Annotated in this window: 14 protein-coding genes; 3 read left to right on the top strand and 11 right to left on the bottom strand. The window is 69.8% G+C overall.

Features of this window, described 5'->3' with window-relative positions; translation table 11 throughout:
* Together hemW and G6048_RS22325 are read right to left on the bottom strand one after the other, a co-directional pair.
* A partial coding sequence (gene hemW / locus G6048_RS22330; protein WP_206341965.1) for a radical SAM family heme chaperone HemW occupies positions 1 to 905 on the bottom strand: 905 nt, incomplete at its 3' end.
* A gap of 43 nt (positions 906 to 948) precedes the next feature.
* Complete coding sequence (locus G6048_RS22325; protein ID WP_165341359.1) at positions 949 to 2,946, bottom strand: SpoIIE family protein phosphatase; 1,998 nt, start codon at positions 2,944 to 2,946, stop codon at positions 949 to 951.
* A 210-nt stretch (positions 2,947 to 3,156) separates the two neighbouring features.
* Here G6048_RS22325 and G6048_RS22320 point away from each other — a divergent pair, with 210 nt between their 5' ends.
* The gene (locus G6048_RS22320) at positions 3,157 to 7,257 is read left to right on the top strand and encodes a HAMP domain-containing protein (RefSeq protein ID WP_235990178.1); all 4,101 of its coding nucleotides are present in this window, start codon (positions 3,157 to 3,159) and stop codon (positions 7,255 to 7,257) included.
* An 18-nt stretch (positions 7,258 to 7,275) separates the two neighbouring features.
* Complete coding sequence (locus G6048_RS22315; RefSeq protein ID WP_165341358.1) at positions 7,276 to 7,848, top strand: response regulator; 573 nt, start codon at positions 7,276 to 7,278, stop codon at positions 7,846 to 7,848.
* Positions 7,849 to 8,011: 163 nt separating this feature from the next.
* Here G6048_RS22315 and G6048_RS22310 read toward each other — a convergent pair whose 3' ends face one another.
* On the bottom strand, positions 8,012 to 9,898 hold the full coding sequence (locus G6048_RS22310; protein WP_165341357.1) for an AMP-dependent synthetase/ligase: 1,887 nt from the start codon (positions 9,896 to 9,898) through the stop codon (positions 8,012 to 8,014).
* Positions 9,899 to 10,213: 315 nt separating this feature from the next.
* Positions 10,214 to 12,082, bottom strand: coding sequence for a translation elongation factor 4 (lepA, locus tag G6048_RS22305; protein ID WP_165341356.1), 1,869 nt, complete (start codon positions 12,080 to 12,082; stop codon positions 10,214 to 10,216).
* 294 nt (positions 12,083 to 12,376) lie between these two features.
* Here lepA and rpsT point away from each other — a divergent pair, with 294 nt between their 5' ends.
* Positions 12,377 to 12,643 carry a 30S ribosomal protein S20 gene (gene rpsT, locus G6048_RS22300; protein WP_165341355.1) on the top strand — a complete coding sequence of 89 codons (267 nt, stop codon included), beginning with the start codon at positions 12,377 to 12,379 and terminating at the stop codon, positions 12,641 to 12,643.
* Positions 12,644 to 12,882: 239 nt separating this feature from the next.
* Here the strand turns inward: rpsT and holA are convergent, their stop codons facing one another.
* From holA to G6048_RS22265, 7 genes are all read right to left on the bottom strand, one after another.
* Positions 12,883 to 13,878, bottom strand: coding sequence for a DNA polymerase III subunit delta (holA, locus tag G6048_RS22295; protein WP_165341354.1), 996 nt, complete (start codon positions 13,876 to 13,878; stop codon positions 12,883 to 12,885).
* 69 nt (positions 13,879 to 13,947) lie between these two features.
* Complete coding sequence (locus G6048_RS22290) at positions 13,948 to 14,196, bottom strand: hypothetical protein (protein WP_165341353.1); 249 nt, start codon at positions 14,194 to 14,196, stop codon at positions 13,948 to 13,950.
* 30 nt (positions 14,197 to 14,226) lie between these two features.
* Positions 14,227 to 15,114, bottom strand: a complete 888-nt coding sequence (locus tag G6048_RS22285; RefSeq protein ID WP_165341352.1) for a YceI family protein — start codon at positions 15,112 to 15,114, stop codon at positions 14,227 to 14,229.
* A 168-nt stretch (positions 15,115 to 15,282) separates the two neighbouring features.
* Positions 15,283 to 16,122 carry an arylamine N-acetyltransferase family protein gene (locus tag G6048_RS22280; protein ID WP_165341351.1) on the bottom strand — a complete coding sequence of 280 codons (840 nt, stop codon included), beginning with the start codon at positions 16,120 to 16,122 and terminating at the stop codon, positions 15,283 to 15,285.
* A 175-nt stretch (positions 16,123 to 16,297) separates the two neighbouring features.
* Positions 16,298 to 19,366, bottom strand: a complete 3,069-nt coding sequence (locus tag G6048_RS22275; protein WP_235990177.1) for a ComEC/Rec2 family competence protein — start codon at positions 19,364 to 19,366, stop codon at positions 16,298 to 16,300.
* On the bottom strand, positions 19,363 to 20,442 hold the full coding sequence (locus G6048_RS22270; protein ID WP_206341963.1) for a ComEA family DNA-binding protein: 1,080 nt from the start codon (positions 20,440 to 20,442) through the stop codon (positions 19,363 to 19,365). The genes G6048_RS22275 and G6048_RS22270 overlap by 4 nt, the downstream gene beginning before the upstream one ends.
* 237 nt (positions 20,443 to 20,679) lie before the next feature.
* Positions 20,680 to 21,525, bottom strand: coding sequence for a DegV family protein (locus tag G6048_RS22265; protein ID WP_165341349.1), 846 nt, complete (start codon positions 21,523 to 21,525; stop codon positions 20,680 to 20,682).
* Positions 21,526 to 21,577 lie beyond the last annotated feature (52 nt).

Raw genomic sequence — 21,577 nt, 5'->3', positions numbered from 1 at the left:
GGCCCGGCCCCCCACCAGTCGGCCCCCCGCCAGTACAACTCGTTGTGCAGACACCGCCCGGCCCGGGACGTCGCCCAGTTCGACACCTCGTACCACTCGAACCCCGCCCCCGCCAGCACCTCGTCCGCGATCAGATACCGGTCCGCGTGGACGTCGTCGTCCGTCATCGGAACCTCACCCCGCCGGATCCGCCGCGCCAGCTGCGTCCCTTCCTCGACGATCAACGCGTACGCCGACACATGATCCGGCCCGGCGCCCAGAGCCGCCTCCAACGACGCCCGCCAGTCATCGTCCGACTCCCCGGGCGTGCCGTAGATCAGATCCAGGTTCACGTGCTCGAAGCCCGCCGCACGGGCCTCCGCGACGCACGCCTCGGGACGCCCCGGCGTATGCGTACGGTCGAGCACCTTCAGCACATGCTGCCGGGCACTCTGCATCCCGAACGAGATCCGGTTGAAGCCCCCGGCCCGCAGCGCGGCCAGATACGACGGATCCACCGACTCCGGATTCGCCTCCGTGGTGATCTCCGCGTCCTCCGCGAGCCCGAACTCCTCCCGGATCGCCCCCAGCATCCGTACGAGGTCATCGGCGGCCAGCAGAGTCGGCGTACCTCCACCGACGAAGACCGTGCGCACCGGACGCGGGTCGTCGCCCAGAACCTTGCGAGCCAGCCGCACCTCGTCGATCAGGGTCGACGCATAGTTGTCGCGGGAGGCGAGCACGCCCCCGCTCCCCCGCAGCTCGGTCGCGGTGTACGTGTTGAAGTCGCAGTAGCCGCAGCGCGTCGCGCAGTACGGCACGTGCAGATAGAACCCGAGGGGGCGGGCGGCGGCGCCCGCCAGGGCGTGCGCGGGCAGCGTCCCGTCGTCGGGGACGGGCTCACCGTCGGGAAGTGCGGAAGGCATGCCTTCCATTGTCCAGCACCGTCGCGACTCCCCGGGCCCCTGCCTACTCGGCCTGCAGTACCAGCAGCGCCAGATCGTCCTCCGGCGGCTTCGGCCCGAATTCGTGCACCAGTCGCCGGATCCGCTCCGCGATCAGCTCGGCGCTCAAACCCGCGCAGCCGCTGAGGACAGTGGCGAGCCCCTCGGAGTCGTCGAACTGCCGGGCCCCGCTGCGCCGCTCCGTCACCCCGTCCGTGACGCACAGGAGGCTGTCGCCGGGGCGCAGCTCGAAGCTCCCGTAGGTGTACGTGGCGTCCTCGAAGACGCCGAGCAGCGTCTGCGGCTGGGCCACCTCGGTGAGCACCGTGCCGCAGGGTTCCAGGACCAGCGGCAGCGGATGGCCGGCGGAGGCGATGGTGCAGTGCACACCGCCGTCGTGGGGGACCAGCTCGCCGTAGAGCAGGGAGAGGAACCGGTTCTGCGGGCCCTCGTCGGCGAGGCCGGGAGCGCCGGCCGCCACCAGGGAGCGGGCGGCGGCGTCCGCGGCCTCGGTCGCGTCGTCGAGGAGCAGCTGGTTGAGGCGGTCGAGTACGTCGGGGACCTCGTAGCCCTCGCGGGCGAGCAGCCGCAGCCAGGGGCGGGCGAGGCCGATGACGACGGCGGCCTCGGGTCCCTTGCCCTGGACGTCGCCGAGCGCGAAGCACCAGCGTCCGTCCCCGGCCGGGAAGAGGTCGTAGAAGTCACCGCTCGGCCCGCCCTTGTCGCACGGCTCGTAGACGAGGGCGCTGCGTACGCCCGGTATCTCGGCGACCGCGCCGGGCAGCAGGCCACGCTGCAGTACGCGGCTGATGGTGGCCTGGCGCGCGTACTGCCGGGCCGCCCCGATGGCGAGCGAGACCCGGCGGCTGAGGTCCTCGACGAGCCCGGTGATCTCGTCGGGGAAGCGGACGAGCCCGGCCCGTCCGATGACGAGCGTGCCGAGCGGCCGGCCGCCCGCGATCAGCCGGTACCCGAGTGCCGTCCCGCTGTCGGCGCGCCCGCCGAGCGCTTCGCCGGGCCAGGGCACGGGGACGGGTCCTGAGCCCGCCGAGTCGGGCACGCGCGGTGGGTCCTTCTCCAGGAGCAGGCGCAGCTCCTCGATGCGGTTCTCGCTGCCGTGCCAGACGCGGGCGAGCCGTGGCCCGCCGATCAGGCCACCGTCGAGCCGGCCCGGGGTCTCGTCCTCGAGCCACACCGCGCACCAGTCGGCGAGCCGCGGCACGAGCAGCTGCGCGGTGAGCGCGGCGACCAGGTCCTCGTCGAGCTGCCCGGCCAGCAGGTCGGAGGCTTCGGCGAGGAAGCAGAGGGCGCCGCGGTTGAGCCATTCCCGGTCGTGCAGCGGTACGCCGCGCCGGGGCGCGGGGGTGAGGATCTCGGCGGCCCGCACCCCGCGCAGCAGGGCGTGTTCACCGGCGTACGCCTCTGGCTCGGCCGTCTCCTCGACGGGTGCGACCCCGGCGACGGGCAGCCGGGCCCACACGATCTTGGTGCCGGTGCGGTAGGTGATGCCCCAGGACTCGGCGAGCGCGGAGACGAGCCGCAGACCGCGCCCGTACTCGGCGCTGTCGTGCGGCCGCTCGACACCGTCGCCGCGCACCACGCGCGCGGGGTGGTGGTCGGCGACCTCGATGACGAGCACACCGGCGGCTCCGGCATCGCTTTCGGCCTCCTCGGCGAACTCGGCGCTTTCGGCGAGCTTCGCGGGCTCGGCGAACACGGCGAACTCGGCGAGCCCGGCGTTCTCCGCGAACTCACCGTCCTCGGCGGGCTCGAGGCGTGTCCGGAGTTCTACGTCCGTGCCGGCGTGGACGACCGCGTTGGTGACGAGTTCGCTGACCACGACCACGGCCTCGTCGACCAGCTGGTCGGTGATGAACTCGACGCCGGGCAGGGCGAGTTCGGTCCACTCGGCGAGCGCGGTGCGGACGAAACGGCGGGCGGCTCCCGGCGCGAGAGGGTTGCCCGGCAGCGACGTACGCGCGGTCGGGCGCGGGCGCTCAGGTGTATCAGGAGCGCGGGACATGAACTCCCGTCGCGTTGGTGTGGCCCCCACTGTGCGGCTCCCTGAGCAGTTGGACGATTAGGCCTCAGGCGACATCGACAGAGTGACAGACTGGCCCGGCCCATAAGCGCCGAGTTACCGAAGTGGGCCCGCATGAGTGAGAACAGTGCTACGCAAGTGCTCGAAGACGGACAGATACGGGCATCAGATCTGCGTCCTCTGCTCGCCGCCATGACCGCTGCCCGGGACGGTGACTTCACGAAGGTGCCGGAGTCGGGGCAGGGGCTGGTGGCCGAGCTCAACGCCGTGTTCAACCAGATCATGGGCCGGGACGCGCACTTCAACTCCGAGGTGCAGCGCGTCCGCCGGGAGCTGGTGCGCCACGGCCGCCTTGACGAGCGGCTCTCCGCGAGCCCCGGTCAGGGCCAGTGGACGACCAGGGTCGACGACGTCAACCAGCTGCTCGACGCGTTGGTGGCCCCCGCCGCGAACGCGACACGCGTGCTGGACGCGGTGGCCGGCGGCGATCTGACGCAACGGGTCGACCTGCATGACGGGAACCGTCAACTCCGGGGCGACCTCCGCCGGTTGGGGCGAGCCGTCAACAAGATGGTCGATCAGCTGTCCCTGTTCACCGGAGAGGTGACCCGCGTCGCCCGCGAGGTCGGCACCGAGGGGCGGCTGGGCGGCCGGGCCAAAGTGACGGGCCTCTCGGGGAGTTGGCGGGATGTGACCGAGGCCGTCAACACGATGGCGTCCCGGCTGACGGCGCAGGTGCGGGACATCGCCCTGGTGACGACGGCGGTCGCCCGCGGCGATCTGACCCGCTCGGTGACGGTCGAGGCGACGGGCGAACTGCTCGAACTCAAGCTGACCGTGAACACGATGGTCGACCAGCTCTCCGCCTTCGCCGACGAGGTCACCCGCGTGGCCCGCGAGGTCGGCACCGAGGGCCAACTGGGCGGTCGCGCGCAGGTCCGCGGGGTGTCCGGGGTCTGGAAAGACCTCACCGACAACGTCAACTTCATGGCGTCCAACCTGACCAGTCAGGTCCGAAATATCGCCCAAGTCACCACGGCCGTGGCCAACGGCGACCTCAGCCAGAAGATCACGGTCGACGCACAGGGCGAGATCCTCGAACTCAAGTCGACCATCAACACGATGGTCGACCAGCTCTCCGCCTTCGCCGACGAGGTCACCCGCGTGGCCCGCGAGGTCGGCACCGAGGGCAACCTCGGAGGTCGCGCCCAGGTCCGCGGCGTATCGGGCGTCTGGAAAGACCTCACCGACAACGTCAACTTCATGGCCGACAACCTGACTTCACAGGTACGGAACATCGCCCTCGTCTCGACCGCCGTCGCCCAGGGCGACCTCGGCAAGAAGATCACGGTGGAGGCGAAGGGCGAGATCCTGGAGCTGAAGTCGACGATCAACACGATGGTCGACCAGCTCTCCGCCTTCGCGGATGAGGTGACCCGCGTGGCCCGCGAAGTCGGCACCGAGGGCAACCTGGGAGGTCAGGCCCAGGTCCGTGGCGTATCCGGGGTATGGAAGGACCTCACCGACAACGTCAACTTCATGGCGCTCAACCTGACTTCACAAGTGCGGAACATCGCCCAGGTGACCACCGCCGTCGCGAACGGCGACCTGTCCAAGAAGATCACCGTCGACGCCCGCGGCGAGATCCTCGAACTCAAGGACACCGTCAACACGATGGTGGAGCAGCTGCGCGCCTTCGCCGACGAGGTGACCCGGGTGGCCCGCGAGGTCGGCACGGACGGGCGGCTCGGCGGGCGTGCGCAGGTCCTCGGCGTCTCGGGCGTGTGGCGGGACCTGACCGACAACGTCAACTACATGGCGGACAACCTGACTTCGCAGGTACGGAACATCGCCCAGGTCGCCACCGCCGTGGCCCAGGGCGACCTCTCCAAGAAGATCGACGTGGACGCGCGCGGCGAGATCCTGGAGCTGAAGACCACGATCAACACGATGGTGGACACCCTGTCGTCGTTCTCGTCCGAGGTGACACGGGTGGCCCGCGAGGTGGGCTCGGAGGGCCAACTCGGCGGTCAGGCAAGGGTCGAGGGCGTGTACGGCACCTGGAAGCGCCTGACGACGAACGTGAACGAACTCGCCTCCAACCTGACCACCCAGGTCCGCGCGATCGCCGAGGTGGCGTCCGCGGTGGCCCAGGGCGACATGTCCCGCGCCATCACCGTGGAGACGCAGGGCGAGGTCACCGAGCTGAAAGACAACATCAACCTGATGGTGGCCAACCTCCGCGAGACGACCCGCGCGAAGGACTGGCTGGAGTCGAACCTCGCCCGGCTCGCCGCGCTGATGCAGGGTCACCGCGACCTGATGGAGGTCGCCGACCTGCTCCTGCGCGAGCTGACGCCGCTGGTGAACGCGCAGTACGGCGCGTTCTATCTGGCCGACCCCGACGAGGACAGCACGGCGCTGCGAACGGCAGTGCCGGGCAAGGGACTTGCCTTCATCGCCGGGTACGGCGCGGCGCAGGGCGCGACCGTGGAGACCGGCGGGCTCCCGGTGCACGGCCTTGTGGCGCAGGCGGCCCGCGAGAAGAAGCGGATCCTCGTCGAGGAGGCCCCGCCGGACTACATCAAGATCAACAGCGGTCTTGGTGAAGCGTCCCCGTCCAGCGTCGTCATCATCCCGATCCTCTTCGAGGACAAGCTCCTCGGCGTGATCGAACTGGCGTCCTTCTCCCGCTTCTCCGACGTCCACCTGGCGTTCTTCGACCAGTTCGTGAACACCATCGCCGTCGCGATCAACACCATCATCGCCAACTCCCGTACGGAGTCCCTGCTCGGCCAGTCCCAACGCCTTGCCACCCAGCTCCAGGAACGCTCCGACGAACTCCAGCGCCAGCAGGCCGAGTTGCAGCGCTCGAACGCCGAACTGGAGGAGAAGGCCGCACTCCTGGCGACGTCCTCGCAGTACAAGTCGGAGTTCCTGGCGAACATGTCGCACGAGCTGCGCACCCCGCTGAACTCGCTGCTGATCCTCGCCCGCCTGCTCTCCGACAACCAGGACGGCCATCTCTCCGACCAGGAAGTGCAGTTCGCGTCCACGATCCACCGCTCGGGCTCGGACCTGCTCCAGCTGATCAACGACATCCTCGACCTGTCGAAGATCGAGGCCGGCCGGATGGACGTACGCCCGAAGAAGCTGCCGCTGATCAAGCTGCTCGACTACGTCCACGCCACGTTCCGGCCGCTCACTCTGGACCGAGGGCTCGCCTTCGAGGTGGCGGTCGGCGAGGGCGTACCGCGCGAGATGTACTCGGACGAGCAGCGCCTCCAGCAGATCCTGCGCAATCTGCTGTCCAACGCGATCAAGTTCACCGCGAACGGCCGGGTCGAACTGCGCGTCAACCGCGTCAAGGACCCCGAGCACCGCTACACGCGCGGCGGCGACCACGACGAGGTGATCGCCTTCGCGGTCTCCGACACCGGCATCGGCATAGCGCCGGAGAAACTCCCGGTGATCTTCGAGGCGTTCCAGCAGGCCGACGGCACCACCAACCGCAAATACGGCGGCACGGGCCTCGGCCTGTCCATCAGCCGCGAGATCGCCGGACTGCTCGGCGGCCGCATCATCGCCGAGAGCCAGCCGGGCAAGGGCTCCACCTTCACGCTGTACGTCCCTGTCGCCAGCCCCGGCCACGCGGCGACCGGGCCCGTACCCGAGGAGCGCCCGGCGCCCGTACCCGAGCAGATGTCCACCACGGATGCCCGTGAGTCCACCGAGCCGTACACCGTCCACGACCCGGACGACACCTGGCCCACGCCCACCAAGCTGGAGGCGTGGAAGGCGGGCCGGGCGGGTCAACTGCTGCCGGGACGCCGGGTGTTGATCGTGGACGACGACATCCGCAACGTCTTCGCCCTCACCCATGTCCTGGGCCGGGTCGGGATGCCCGTGCTGTACGCGGAGAACGGCCGCGAGGGCATCGAGACGCTGGAGCGAAACCCCGACGTCGAACTGGTTCTGATGGACATCATGATGCCGGAGATGGACGGTTACGAGACCATCGCCGCCATCCGCCGCACCCCGCGCTGGGCCGGCCTTCCCATCGTCGCCCTCACCGCAAAGGCGATGCCGGGCGACCGCGAGGAGTCCATCGCCCGCGGCGCCAACGACTACGTACCCAAGCCGGTGGACGTCGATCAACTGCTGACCGTCGTCTGCGCCCTCCTGGACCCGGCCGGACAAGACGACGGACAAGACGACGATGCGGAGGCGGAGGGACGCGGCGAGGAGCCGGAAACCGTCGGCCCCACCCCCGTCCCGTCGCCGAACGACTGAGGCAGGCAGACCAACACCATGAGTACTGAGGCATCGACCGACGAGCGCGCGAACATACTCCTCGTGGACGACATGGAGGACAACCTGATCGCACTGGAAGCGGTCCTGGGCTCCCTCAACGAGCCGCTGGTACGGGCCCGTTCGGGCGAGGACGCGATGAAGGCGCTGCTGCGGCAGCGGTTCGCCGTAGTGCTGCTCGACATCCGCATGCCGGGCATGGACGGCTTCGAGACCGCCGCGAACATCAAGCGCCTCGACCAGACCAAGGACGTCCCCATCATCTTCCTGACGGGCACGGACGCCGACTCGGGCTACGCCTTCCGCGGCTACGCCACCGGCGCCGCCGACTACCTCACCAAGCCCTTCGACCCCTGGGTCCTACGAGCCAAGGTCACGGTCTTCCTGGACCTCCACCGCAAGAACCGCCAACTGGAACGAATGCTTGCGGAGCAGCGGACACATGGCGCACAAGTGAACTCGCGGTTGGACGCTCTGGAGAAGCAACTGGCGGAGGCTTCCCCGGACTTGGCGGAGTTGCGCGCGCAGGTCAGAGACCTACGGGCACTGGTAACGGGACACCGCGCCCCGTAAGGGGCGCGGGGCTGTATCAAATGTGCGGCTCCGCCGCGATGGGGGTCCCCCCGCTCGAGCGGAGCCGAGAGTGGGGGAGCGACCAGCGGCCCCTTTAGGGGCGCGGGGAACAGCCGAACCGCAATTCCCCACGCCTCCTGGAGGAAACGCCCGCTGGAACCGCCTACGCCTCGCGAGAGCCCTCGTACATCTCCTCGATCAGCCCCTTGTACTCCCGCTCGACAACCGGCCGCTTCAACTTCAGACTCGGCGTCAGCTCGCCGTGCTCAATGTCGAGGTCCCGCGGCAGAAGCCGGAACTTCTTGATGGTCTGCCACCGCTGAAGCCCTTCGTTGAGCTGCTTGACGTACCCGTCGATGAGCTCGACCGTCGCGGGTGCGGCGACGACCTCGGCGTACGACTTGCCCTCCATGCCGTTCTCCTTGGCCCAGCCCAGGATGGACGGCTCGTCGAGTGCGATGAGCGCGGTGCAGAAGTTCCGGTCGGCGCCGTGCACGAGGATGTTGGACACGTACGGGCACACCGCCTTGAACTGGCCCTCGACCTCGGCCGGCGCGATGTACTTTCCGCCGGAGGTCTTGATGAGGTCCTTCTTGCGGTCGGTGATCTTCAGATAGCCGTCGGGGGACAGCTCGCCGATGTCACCGGTGTGGAACCAGCCGTCGGGCTCCAGGACCTCGGCGGTCTTGTCGGGCAGCTTGTGGTAGCCCTCCATGATCCCGGGCCCGCGCAGCAGGATCTCGCCGTCGTCCGCGATACGCACCTCGCAGCCGGGCAGCGGCTTGCCCACGGTGCCCGTGCGGTACGCCTCCCCCGGGTTCACGAAAGACGCGGCGGACGACTCGGTCAGTCCGTAGCCCTCCAGGATGTGCACGCCGGCGCCGGCGAAGAAGTAGCCGATGTCGGGCGCGAGTGCGGCCGATCCGGAGACGCAGGCGCGCAGGTTGCCGCCGAAGGCCTCGCGGAGCTTGGAGTAGACGAGCGCGTCCGCGATCTTGTGCTTGGCGCCGAGGCCGAAGGGCACGGAGGCCGTACCGGTCCTGCGGAAGTTGTCCTGGCTGACCTTCGCGTACTCGCGCGCGACCTCCGCCGCCCACTGGAAGATCTTGTACTTGGCGCCGCCACCGGCGCGGGCCTTGGCCGCGACGCCGTTGTAGACCTTCTCGAAGATGCGGGGCACGGCCGCCATGTACGTCGGCTTCACCACCGGCAGATTCTCGATGATCTTGTCCACCCGGCCGTCGACGGCGGTGACGTGCCCGACGTCGATCTGCCCGGACGTGAGCACCTTGCCGAAGACGTGCGCGAGCGGCAGCCACAGGTACTGCACGTCCTCGGCGCTGATCAGGCCGGTCGCGGAGGTCGCCTTCGCCATGTACGACCAGTTGTCGTGCGGCAGCCGTACGCCCTTGGGGCGGCCGGTAGTGCCGGAGGTGTAGATCAGCGTGGCGAGCTGGTCGGAGGTGATCGCGCCGACCTTGTCCTTGACGAGGTCGGGGTTCTTCTCCAGGACGGCGGCGCCGCGCTTCTCCAGCTCGGCGAGGGTGAGTACCCAGTCACCCTCGTCCTGGGAGGAGTCCACGCCGGTGCCGTCGATGACGACGACATGGGTCAGTTCGGGGAGTTCGGCCCGCTTCTCGCGCGCCTTGGCGAGCTGTGCGGCGTCCTCCGCGATCAGGACCTTGCTCTCGGAGTCGGAGAGGATGAACGCCGATTCCTCGGCGTTGGTCTGCGGGTAGACGGTCGTCGTCGCCGCGCCCGCGCACAGGATGCCGAGGTCGGCGAGGATCCAATCGACCCGGGTGGCGGAGGAGAGCGCGACGCGCTGCTCGGGCTGGACGCCCAGTTCGATCAGGCCCGCGGCGATGGCGAAGACCCGCTCGGCGGCCTGCGCCCAGGTCAGCGACTTCCAGTCGTCCGGGCCTTCGCCCGACGCGGGGGGTACGGGGTAACGGTAGGCCTCGGCGTCCGGTGTGGCCGCCACGCGCTCCAGGAAGAGGGCCGCCACGGACGGCGGACGGTTCTCGATCAGGGTTTGTGTGTCGCTCACGACATCCTCCGGGCCCGCGACAGTGTGCGGCTGGCTCTTTGCGGCTGTTGTGTCACTCGCGGCCGCTGTTTAACTCGCGAGTAACCATCGAGTGGTGATCAGAGTAGAGCGCGACTCGCCAGTGCGTAAGGGGCGGCGAGCTGTCACTTCCTACGAGACTCCTACGCTGAGCGACCCTACGCATAGCATGGGGGTCCCCCCGCTCGAGCGAAGCCGAGAGTGGGGGAGGGCCCGTCGCGCGGAAAACGCGACGAGCCCGCATTCTTCCCCAGTTTCCAGGGGTAACAGTGGTCGGCTTACCCGGAACGACGCCTCCTACTTCTTGCCCCTGCCGGAGGTCGCGCTCTCGTCGCTGGACAGCACCGCGATGAAGGCCTCTTGCGGAACCTCCACAGAGCCCACCATCTTCATCCGCTTCTTGCCTTCCTTCTGCTTCTCCAGCAGCTTCCGCTTACGGGAGATGTCACCGCCGTAGCACTTGGCGAGGACGTCCTTGCGGATGGCGCGGATGGTCTCGCGGGCGATGACCCGGGAGCCGATGGCCGCCTGGACGGGCACCTCGAAGGCCTGCCGCGGGATGAGCTCGCGCAGCTTGGCGACCAGCCGCACGCCATATGCGTACGCCTGGTCCTTGTGGGTGATCGCGGAGAACGCGTCCACCTTGTCGCCGTGCAGCAGGATGTCGACCTTGACGAGTGAGCTGCTCTGCTCGCCCGTGGGCTCGTAGTCGAGCGAGGCGTATCCGCGGGTCTTGGACTTCAGCTGGTCGAAGAAGTCGAAGACGATCTCCGCGAGCGGCAGCGTGTAGCGGATCTCGACGCGGTCCTCGGAGAGGTAGTCCATGCCGAGCATGGTGCCGCGGCGGGTCTGGCACAGCTCCATGATCGAGCCGATGAACTCGCTCGGGGCGAGAATCGTGGCGCGTACGACCGGCTCGTACACCTCACTGATCTTCCCCTCGGGGAATTCGCTCGGGTTCGTCACCGTGTGCTCGACGCCGTCCTCCATGATCACGCGGTAGACCACGTTCGGCGCGGTGGCGATCAGGTCGAGCCCGAACTCGCGCTCCAGCCGCTCCCGGATCACATCCAGGTGCAGCAGCCCGAGGAAGCCGACGCGGAAACCGAAGCCGAGGGCGGCGGAGGTCTCCGGCTCGTAGACCAGCGCGGCGTCGTTGAGCTGGAGCTTGTCGAGGGCGTCGCGCAGCTCGGGGTAGTCGGAGCCGTCGAGGGGATAGAGGCCGGAGAACACCATCGGCTTGGGTTCCTTGTACCCGCCGAGGGCTTCGACGGCGCCCTTGTGCAGGCTGGTGATCGTGTCACCGACCTTGGACTGCCGGACGTCCTTCACACCGGTGATGATGTAGCCGACCTCGCCGACGCCGAGCCCGTCGGCGGAGAGCATCTCGGGCGAGTTCGTCCCGATCTCCAGCAGTTCGTGCGTGGCGCCGGTGGACATCATCCGGATCCGCTCGCGCTTGTTGAGCTGCCCGTCGATGACTCGCACGTACGTCACGACGCCGCGGTAGGAGTCGTACACCGAGTCGAAGATCATGGCGCGCGCCGGGGCGTCCTTGACGCCCACGGGGGCGGGAACCTGGGCGACGACCTTGTCGAGCAGTGCCTCGACGCCGAGTCCGGTCTTGGCGGAGACCTTGAGGACATCGCCGGGGTCGCATCCGATGAGGTGGGCGAGCTCCTCGGCGAACTTCTCGGGCTGCGCGGCGGGCAGATCGATCTTGTTCAGTACGGGGATGATCGTGAGGTCATTCTCCATCGCCAGGTAGAGGTTGGCGAGGGTCTGGGCCTCGATGCCCTGAGCGGCGTCGACGAGCAGGATCGTCCCCTCACACGCGGCGAGCGACCGGGACACCTCGTACGTGAAGTCCACGTGCCCCGGAGTGTCGATCATGTTGAGGATGTGGGTGTTCCCCGGGTCCTCGGTCGGAGCCCAGGGCAGCCGGACCGCCTGGGACTTGATCGTGATGCCGCGCTCGCGCTCGATGTCCATACGGTCGAGGTACTGAGCGCGCATCTGCCGCTGCTCGACCACACCGGTCAGCTGGAGCATCCGGTCGGCGAGCGTGGACTTGCCGTGGTCGATGTGCGCGATGATGCAGAAATTGCGGATCAGAGCCGGGTCGGTACGGCTCGGCTTCGGCACATTGTTAGGGGTCGCGGGCACGCAGGGTCCTGATTCTTGAGATATCCGCAGGGGTCAGCGGCTCGGGTTCGGATCGATACGTAGGTTCCATGGTCCCACGGGCGGGGACCGGCCACGGGTTTGGGCCGGTAGGACTACGGCTGCTAGTCTGAGCAGCTGTGTCTCATGCACTTTGGGGTGCCCCTTGAAGGGCTCTCTGCGGAGCCCTCCTGGGAGACACAGACGGTCCTACCGGGCTACCGGTGGGCCACTCGAAGATCAATCACCGGCGTGTGAGGCTGGCCCTCGCGCGCCTGAACCTGAAAAGGCTCATTCGTGGCGAACATCAAGTCCCAGATGAAGCGGATCAAGACCAACGAGAAGGCGCGGCTGCGCAACAAGGCCGTGAAGTCCTCGCTGAAGACCGCGATCCGCAAGGCCCGTGAGGCCGCTGCCGCGGGTGACGTCGAGAAGGCCACCGAGCTGCAGCGCGCTGCCGCGCGTCAGCTCGACAAGGCCGCCTCGAAGGGCGTCATCCACAAGAACCAGGCCGCCAACAAGAAGTCGGCGCTTGCTTCCCAGGTCGCTTCCCTCAAGGGCTGAACCTGTACCGGGTGACTCGGCTCCGCCGAGGGCCCACTTGATTCGATCGCCGGAAGGACCCTGAGCGGGCCCTCTCTCTTCCGCTCCCGACCGGCACCCCGACTCGTACGCGGCCTGCGTTCGCCACGCGGGTACGAGTCTTCAGCTTGAACCGAAGGCCCCGCATACCGCCCTTCCCCAGGGCGGAGGCGGGGCCTTCGGCATGGCGCCTCAGCGCCCCTTACGGGGCCCGCCCGCCCCTAACCCCGTCGGGACCGCGCCGCCCGGGCGATCGCAACGACCGCCTTCTCGAGGGCGTACTCGGGATCGTCGCCCCCGCCCTTGACGCCCGCGTCCGCTTCCGCCACCGCCCGGAGGGCGGCCGCGACGCCGTCCGGAGTCCAGCCCCTCATCTGCTGTCGCACCCGGTCGATCTTCCACGGCGGCATCCCGAGCTCACGAGCCAGGTCGGCCGGGCGCCCCCCACGCGCGGAGGACAGCTTGCCGATGGCCCGCACACCTTGCGCCAGCGCGCTGGTGATCAGCACCGGCGCGACCCCCGTCGACAAGGACCACCGCAGCGCCTCCAACGCCTCCGCCGCCCGCCCCTCGACGGCCCGGTCGGCGACGGTGAAGCTGGAGGCCTCGGCTCGCCCGGTGTAGTACCGCCCGACCACCGCATCGTCGATCGTCCCCTCGACATCCGCGACCAGCTGCGTCACGGCGGACGCCAACTCCCGCAGATCACTGCCGATCGCGTCGACGAGGGCCTGGCAGGCCTCGGGCGTGGCCGACCGCCCGAGCGTACGGAACTCACCGCGCACGAAGGCCAACCGGTCCGCCGGCTTGGTCATCTTGGGACAGGCGACCTCCCGCGCTCCCGCCTTCCGCGCGGCATCGAGCAGCCCTTTGCCCTTGGCCCCGCCGGCATGCAGCAACACCAGCGTGATCTCTTCGGCGGGCGCACCGAAATACGCCTTCACGTCCTTGATCGTGTCCGCCGACAGATCCTGCGCACCCCGCACGACCACGACCTTCCGCTCGGCGAAGAGCGAAGGACTCGTCAGCTCGGCAAGCGTCCCCGGCTGCAACTGGTCCGACGTGAGGTCCCGTACATCCGTGTCCGGATCGGTGGCGCGGGCTGCGGTCACCACCTCCCGCACGGCACGGTCGAGCAGCAGATCCTCCTGCCCCACGGCGATCGTGACGGGGGCGAGCACCTCTGCCGGGTCTGCGGTTTCAGTCTTCCTGGCCATCGCGCTCAAGCATCCCACGCACCACTGACAACGACCCTCGGCCGAGGGCCCGGCATCTCGGCCACGCGGCTACGGCTCCTCCCGCCAGCCGTCCCACTCGCCGGCGAACTCGTCCAACTCCCCGGCGTCCAGCCGTGCGTCGGCGTCCCTCAGGACCACCAGCCACTGCGCGTCTTCGGCATCGTCCTCACCGGCCAGGGCATCCCGTACGAGCCGCGGCTCCTCGTCGTCGATCCCGAACCGCTCCCCGAGCGCCTCCAACGCCTCCTCGGCGGCATCGCGATCGGGCAGCACCAGCACATGTCTCACATCGCTCACCCGGACATTTTCCGGTACGCGCCGAGCACCTCAGCTCTTGGGGACGACCTGTACGTCCAGGTCGATCTGGATGCTGGGCCCGACCACAGCGATGCCCCGGGCGAGCATCGTCTGCCAGCTCACCGTGAAGTCGTCGCGCCGCAGCTCGGTGGTGGCCCGGCACGCCGCCCGCACCTCGCCCTCCATGCCGTTGCCGATCCCGAGGTACTCGGTGTCGAGCGTGACGGTACGCGTCACGCCGTGCAGCGACAGCGCCCCGGTGACCGCCCAGCGGTTGCCGCCCTTGTGCACAAAGCGGTCGCTGTAGAACTCCAGCGTGGGGAAACGGTCGACGTCAAGGAAGTCCGCCGATCGCAGGTGGTCGTCGCGCATCTTCACATTGGTGTCGATGGAGGAGGCGTCGATCACCACGTGCATCGCCGTGTGCTCCACCGGGTCGGCGACGCGTATCACCCCGGCGAAGGTGTTGAACCGGCCATGAACCCGCGCCAGTCCGATGTGTCGCGCGGTGAACGCGATCGACGAATGCGTCGGCTCGATCTCCCAGTCCCCCCGCTCGGGCAGCGCGGGGGGCTGAGCGACCCGAAGCGCCATATCGCCGAGCGAGGTCACCGAGTTCTCCCGCACCGTGGCGCTCTCCCGGATCGGGGTGAACCCCTCCGCCGATACCCCGAGCCGGTACTCCCCCGCGGGAACCGTCGCCATGAACGACCCGAAGGGATCCACGCCCCCGCCGACCACTCTGCGCCCCCTGACGTCGCTGACCGTGAACTCGGCATGCGACACCGGCTGGTTGACCGGATCCAGCACCCGGCAGCTGAGCATCCCGGCACCCGTCGGCATCGGCAGGCCAGCGCGGAGACCCGCACCCGTTCCTTGCACTCGGTTCTTACGGCTTCCCAGCCACCGGCCGACCATCTACGACACACCTCGCGCAATATGAAACAAGACAAGATTCGTTGGCGATGCATTCGACCACTGGTGCGGCTTTCGAGGCAAGACTCGACCACATCGCGGGAATCCAGCAAGTGTGCTGGATATTGACACGATCAGCCCGAGTTGGCCGTTCCGCTTATGTTTCTTCCTTCAGGAATCCGCTCTCCCTACCGCCGGAACGCGCTCCAGCACGATTCCGAATCGTTCCCGGTACACCTCCAGCACCTCCTCGTCCGTGGCCAGATCCGATCCCACTTTCGTCCCGTCGGCGGCCGTGATCGTGAGCTTCCGTCCGCTGAGCGTGATCCGGCCACCGTCGTCGGTGAGTCGTGAACAGACGAGGGACCTCGTGAAGTGCGACACCGGCGAGGTGCTGTGCCACCATGCACCGCTCACGCAGTCCTCGAGCACCCGTGGCCGTAGCTCCAGCCGGTACTGAGGTGTGCCGTCCCGCAGAACGTCCAGGTCCAGGGCCAGGTCCCCAGAGCCCGCGGCGCCTCCTCGCACTCCGGCCGGATCCGCCCCTGCCTCTACCAGCCGGAACGTGCCGCCCGGATCCACCTGTTCGCCCCGCTCCCCGAAGGCCAGCGGATAGTGGCTGTTCGCCCCGAATCCGACATCGACCAGCCAGTCACCCCCGTCCGACGTCCCCACCCGCAGCGCGAGATGGTCGAAGGGAATGCCCAGCCGCCCCTCCTCCCCGTACACCCGTGCCGCGAGGAGCGTCACCTCGAAGCCCAGTTCCGCGAGCAGCGCCCCGAACGCCCCGTTCAGTTCGTAACAGAAACCGCCCCGCCGGGCTCCCACCAGCTTGTCCAGGAGCCGTTTCTCCTCCAGCAAGATCTCCTCTCCCAGATGGATCGACAGGTTCTCGAACGGCACGGTCAGCAGATGCCGCAGGTGCAGTTCCCGGAGAGCATCAGCGGTGGGCAGCGCGGGCCGCTCGGCCCCGATCCGCCGGAGATAGGCGTCTGCCTGTACGGATTCCATGCCTCCAGTGTCCCGGACGCCGGTCTCCGGGACCTGGCGTGCCGGTGTCCGGGAGCGGGGTTCCGGGACCTGGCCTCCCGGTATCCGGGAGGCGGACTCCGGGCTGGCCTCCCGGCCCTCGGCTCCGGCACTCGGCTCCTTGCTTCTTGCTCCTGGACGCCAGGCTCCAGAGGCTTCAGGCTCCCGCCACCCACAGGCGGTCCCCCTCTCCGGCGACGGCCATCGCCCCGTGCTCTTCCGTACTCAGTACCGTGGCGCCCCCGGCACGCAGTGCCGCCACCGTGCTCGGGGCCGGGTGCCCATACGGGTTGTCCGCGCCGGCTGAGATGAGCGCGAGGCGTGGCGCTGCCCGGCGTATGAGCTCGGGGTCCTGGTAGGCCGACCCATGATGGGCGACCTTGAGCACGTCCACGCCACCCAGTGCTGCGCCGGCCGGGGATCTCAACAGGGCCTGCTGGGCGGGCGGTTCGAGGTCGCCGAGCAGAAGCAGGGTCAGCCCGGCCGACCGTACGAACAGGGCGACGCTCGCGTCGTTCGGGCCCTCGGGAGTCGGGGCCGGGCGGGGCGGCGGCCACAGCACCCGCCAGTCGAGCGCGCCCGTACGCCGCCGCTCTCCCGCTACCGCACGGGTCACCGGGATACGCCGGGCCGCCGCCTGCCGGTGCACGAACTCCGCCTGGTCCAGCGGCTCTTCGAAGTCCGTCGTCTCGATCGCGCCCACCGAACGGCCGCGCAGCACACCCGGCAGCCCCGCGACATGGTCCGCGTGGAAGTGGGTGAGCACGACGAGGGGGATCCGGGTGATGCCTAGCGTGCGCAGGCACCGGTCGACGAGCACCGGATCGGGTCCCGCGTCGACCACCACACCGGCACCGTCCCCGGCCGCGAGCACCATCGCGTCGCCCTGTCCCACGTCGCACATCACGAACCGCCAGCCAGGTGGCGGCCACCCCGTGATCACCCGCGTGAGGGGCGTCGGCTGCACCAGTACCAGCAGGAGCAGCAGACCGCAGGCACCGCTCAGCCAGGGGTGCCACAGGAGCCTCCGGCCGACGAGTACGAGCACCACGGTTACGCAGGCGAGCAGCAGCGCGCCTGCCCAACTGTCCGGCCAGTCCACGCCCGCGCCGGGCACGGCGGCTCCGGTGCGGGCGATGTCCGCGATCCAGCCCGCGGGCCAACTCGCGCACCACGCCAGCGCCTTGGCGACCGGCATCGCCCATAAGGCCGTGGCCAGCGTCATGAAGCCCAGTACCGTGGCGGGCGCGACCGCGAACTCCGCGAGCAGATTGCACGGCACCGCCACCAGGCTCACCCGAGCCGAGAGGACGACGACAACGGGCGCGCACACGGCCTGCGCCGCGCCCGCCGCGGCCAACGCCTCGGCGAGCCGCGGCGGGACCCGCCGCCTCTGGAGCGCGACGCTCCACCTCGGGGCCAGGGTGAGCAGGGCACCGGTCGCGAGTACGGAGAGCAGGAAGCCGTAACTCCGGGACAGCCAGGGGTCGTACAGCACCAGGAGCAGAACCGCCGTGGCCAGTGCCGGAATCAGCGACCTGCGGCGGCCGGTGGCGATGGCCAGCAGCGCGATCGAACCGCAGGCCGCGGCCCGCAGCACACTCGGGTCCGGCCGGCACACGATGACGAAGCCGAGCGAGAGCGTGCCACCGAGTACGGCGGTCGCCCGCAGCGGGATGCCGAGTCTGAGGGCGAGGCCTCGGCGCTCGGCGCGCTGCGCAAGGCCCGGCGGTCCGATGAGCAGGGCGAGCAAGATCGTGAAGTTGGCGCCGCTGACGGCCAGCAGGTGAGTGAGATCAGTCGCCTTGAACGCCTCGTCCAGCTCCGGCGGGATCCGCGAGGTGTCCCCCACCACCAGTCCCGGCAGCAAGGCCCGCGCATCGGGCTCCAGCTCCTCGGTCGCCGCACGAAGCCCGGCGCGCAACTCCCCGGCGAACCGCTGCGCCCCCGACGGCTCCCCCACCACCCGCGGCGGCCCACTGCCCTGCACCCGCAACACGGCCGCGACCCGACCACCGTCCGCCAACTCGGGCACGACCCGCGCCGCCACGTGCACCTTCGTTGAGGGCAGGAGGGAGAGCCAGGGCGAGCGCTGCGTCTTCCCGGACGGGGCACCGGATTCCGATCCGGCTGCGGGGCTGCCGTGGGAGTCGGATGCGACTGCGGGACTGTCACCGGAGTCCGACCCGTCCGTGGCACCGTCGCCGGAGTCCGACCCCACCGTCACGATCACCAGGACCGGTGTCCGCGTCGCCGTCACCGTCCCGTCCGGCTGCTCGATGCGGCGGACCTCGGCGTTGAGCAGGACGGCGGTCGGGGCGGCGTGGGCTCCCCTGATCCGAGGTCGGGTGAGCCGAGGGTCCGAGGTGACCTCCACCTCGGCGGTCACCTCGGCGTACTGGCGTGCCAAGTCCGGGACGGGGCCACGGCGCAGGTCCGCCCCGTGCAGCCCGCCGGAGGCAGCCGCTGCCGCCACGCAGAGCAGCACAGCGGCGACGGAGGCCTTCGGCCAGGTACGCCACAGGAGGCGGCGCCGCGCGCGGCTGGGCTCCGGAGCGGCGCGGTTGCGCTCCGGCTCGCTGCGGTTGCGGCCCAGATCGCCGTGACGGCGTTCCGGCTCGGCCTGGCTGCGGCCCGATTCGCCGTGACTGCGTTCCGGATCAGCGCGGTTGCGGCCCGGATCGACTCGGTTGCGGCCCAAGTCGCCCCTGCCCCGGTCCGGCCCACCCCTGCCGCCATCCGATCCGCCGCTCCCGCAGCCTGGTTCACCGTGGCTGCGGTCCGGCTCGGCAGGCCTGCGGCCCGACCCGCCGTGACTGCGTTCCGATTCGTCGCGCACGCGGCCCGCCTCGCTACGGTCGCGGTGCGACACGAAACGCTCGCGGTTTCGGCCGGTGACCAGCAACCCTCCCGCCACGACCAGGCAGACGGCCACCACCCCGATGGTCCAGCCCGGTGACGCGCCCAGCGTCAGTGCCGCCGTAGCCCATGCCGCCAGTGCGGGCGGCACCAACCGCAGGTCGGTGGGCCCTTCTTGGCGAGGACGCGAGGAACCGAGCGGCTTCCCAGAGGTGGCGTGCACGGCCGGGCGGTCGCGCACGCCAGAGTTGGGCGCGCCGGGGCCGGGCTCGGCAGGGCCTGGCACCCCGGAGCCGCGCACACCGGGGCCGCGAACGGCGGGGCCGGCCACGGCGGAGCTGGACGCATGATCCTCCGGCCCGTTCATGGTCGTACGAGATTCTGCAGATCGGCGAAACGACGATCACCGATTCCGTTCACTTCCCGGAGTTCGTCGACCGAGCGGAAACCGCCGTGCTGCGTGCGATAGTCGATGATGTGCTGGGCCAGCACGGGGCCGACGCCCGGCAAGGTGTCGAGTTGCTCCAGTGTTGCCGTGTTGAGGGCGACCGGAGCGGCCGGAGCGGCGGCGGCTCCTCCGGGACCGGCAGCGCCTGCGGCACCAGCGCCGCCGCTGCCTCCGGCGGCGCCCGCTCCCATCCCGGCGGGAGGAGCCCCGACCACCACCTGCTCACCGTCCACCAGGAGCCGGGCGCGGTTCAGCCCCACGGTGTCCGTGCCTGGGCGCACTCCTCCGGCGGCCCGCAGCGCGTCGGCGACCCGGGAGCCGGCCGGCAGCCGGTGAATACCCGGTTCGCGCACCTTGCCGATGACGTCCACCACGACCGCCGCGCCCGCCGCGCCGACAGGGTCCCGTGCGGCTGTCGAGGATCCGGGTGCCACCGCCGCTTCCTCATACGGAGCCGGAGCCGAGGGTCCCGCCCGTACCACTTCCGGTGGACGCACCGGCTGGGTACGGCCCGACCAGAAGTGGTGACCGGCGAAGACGGCGGCCACCACCAGGAGCACCGAGAGCGCGATCACGCTCTTCCGCTCCAGCCCGCATCTCGACTGGAGCCACAACGGCATCCGCTCCCGCACGGCAAGCCCAACCCGCTCCCGCCACACGGTTTCAGACCTGGCCGCGGCTTCCGCCCCGGCCGCGTTGCCGCCCGTCTCGGCGCCGCGTGTCCCCACCACGTCGCCGCCAACTACACGGTCACGAGGGGGCACACGCGTCCTCGGGCCACCGTCGGGCGGCCAGTCCCCCAACCCTCGCCGCTCTCCTGCCCGTTCGGCGAAGATCGCCTCCGCACGCAGGCGGAGCGCCTCCGCCGAGGCCTGGTGGCGGCGGGCCCTGCCTCGGTAAGGGCGGCGGCGGTTCCGGATGCGGCCGTCGGAAACGGGGCCGCGGCCCGGGCCACTGGTTGCGGTCGTTGTCCGTGAAGGTGATCGAAGTGCCATGCGACGAGAATCAGGCACGACGGCACTCTCGCGATGATCTTGCTCAATTCCCGTGGATTACCACCCAGTTGTGGATAACTCCGTCACCCACACGAGGAGCCTGACAGGGCGCCCGACAGAGCGTCTGCTGGAGCACCCGCCGGGGCGCTCACGCACGCAGCACACGACTTCCCCACAGAAACCACACATCTTGCGAGATACATCACAGTGGGAAACCTCACCAACTCCCGTGAAAACTCACCGAGGTGAGACCACAGCACCCAACAACCCCGGCCCCGTATGTGCCCCGATGGCCGCCCCGACCTCGCTCACATGCAGATCGGCCAGGCCCGGCACCCGGGCCCGCAACCGCTCCGCCAGCGCCGACGCCCGTTCGTGCGCAGCGAGATGGTGGACCGCGATGTCAACCTGTGCGCTCCCGGCCCGGCCGGCCACGATCTCCTCGAGGCGGGCGATCGCCTTCGAAGCGGTGCGCACCTTCTCCAGCAGTTCGATCCGGCCGCCGTCGAGCTCCAGCAGTGGTTTCACGGCCAGCGCGGATCCGAACAGGGCCTGCGCCGCCCCGATCCGGCCGCCCCGGCGCAGGTAGTCGAGCGTGTCGACGTAGAAGTACGCGGACGTGCCGGCGGCCCGCTTCTCCGCCGCGGTCACCGCCTCGTCGATCGTGCCGTCCGCCTCCGCGGACTCGGCCGCGGCCAGGGCGCAGAAGCCGAGAGCCATGGCGACCATGCCGGTGTCCACGACCCGTACGGGTACCGGGGCCTCGCGCGAGGCGAGGACCGCCGCGTCGTACGTGCCCGAGAGCTCGGCGGACAGATGCAGCGAGACGATGCCGGTGGCGCCCGACTCGGCCACCTTGCGATAGGTCTCGGCGAAGACCGCGGGGCTGGGCCGGGACGTGGTGACGGGGCGTCGCTTCTGCAGTGCCTGGGCCAGCGAGCGGGCCGAGATCTCGGTGCCCTCTTCGAGCGCCTGGTCGCCGAGCACCACGGTCAGGGGCACCGCGGTGATGCCGTGGCGCTCCATCGTCCGCGGCGGCAGGTAGGCCGTTGAATCGGTGACGATAGCGACATGGCGGGACATGAGCTGGAGATTACCCGCAGGAACGCCCGGGCGGCAGCCCGGCAGATCGCGC

The sequence above is a fragment of the Streptomyces ureilyticus genome (genome assembly GCF_011045025.1).
In the GTDB taxonomy this organism is placed as follows: Bacteria; Actinomycetota; Actinomycetes; order Streptomycetales; family Streptomycetaceae; genus Streptomyces; species Streptomyces ureilyticus.
The sequence above is the reverse complement of the archived record's forward strand: the minus strand, read 5'-3'. Positions and strand labels throughout refer to the sequence as shown.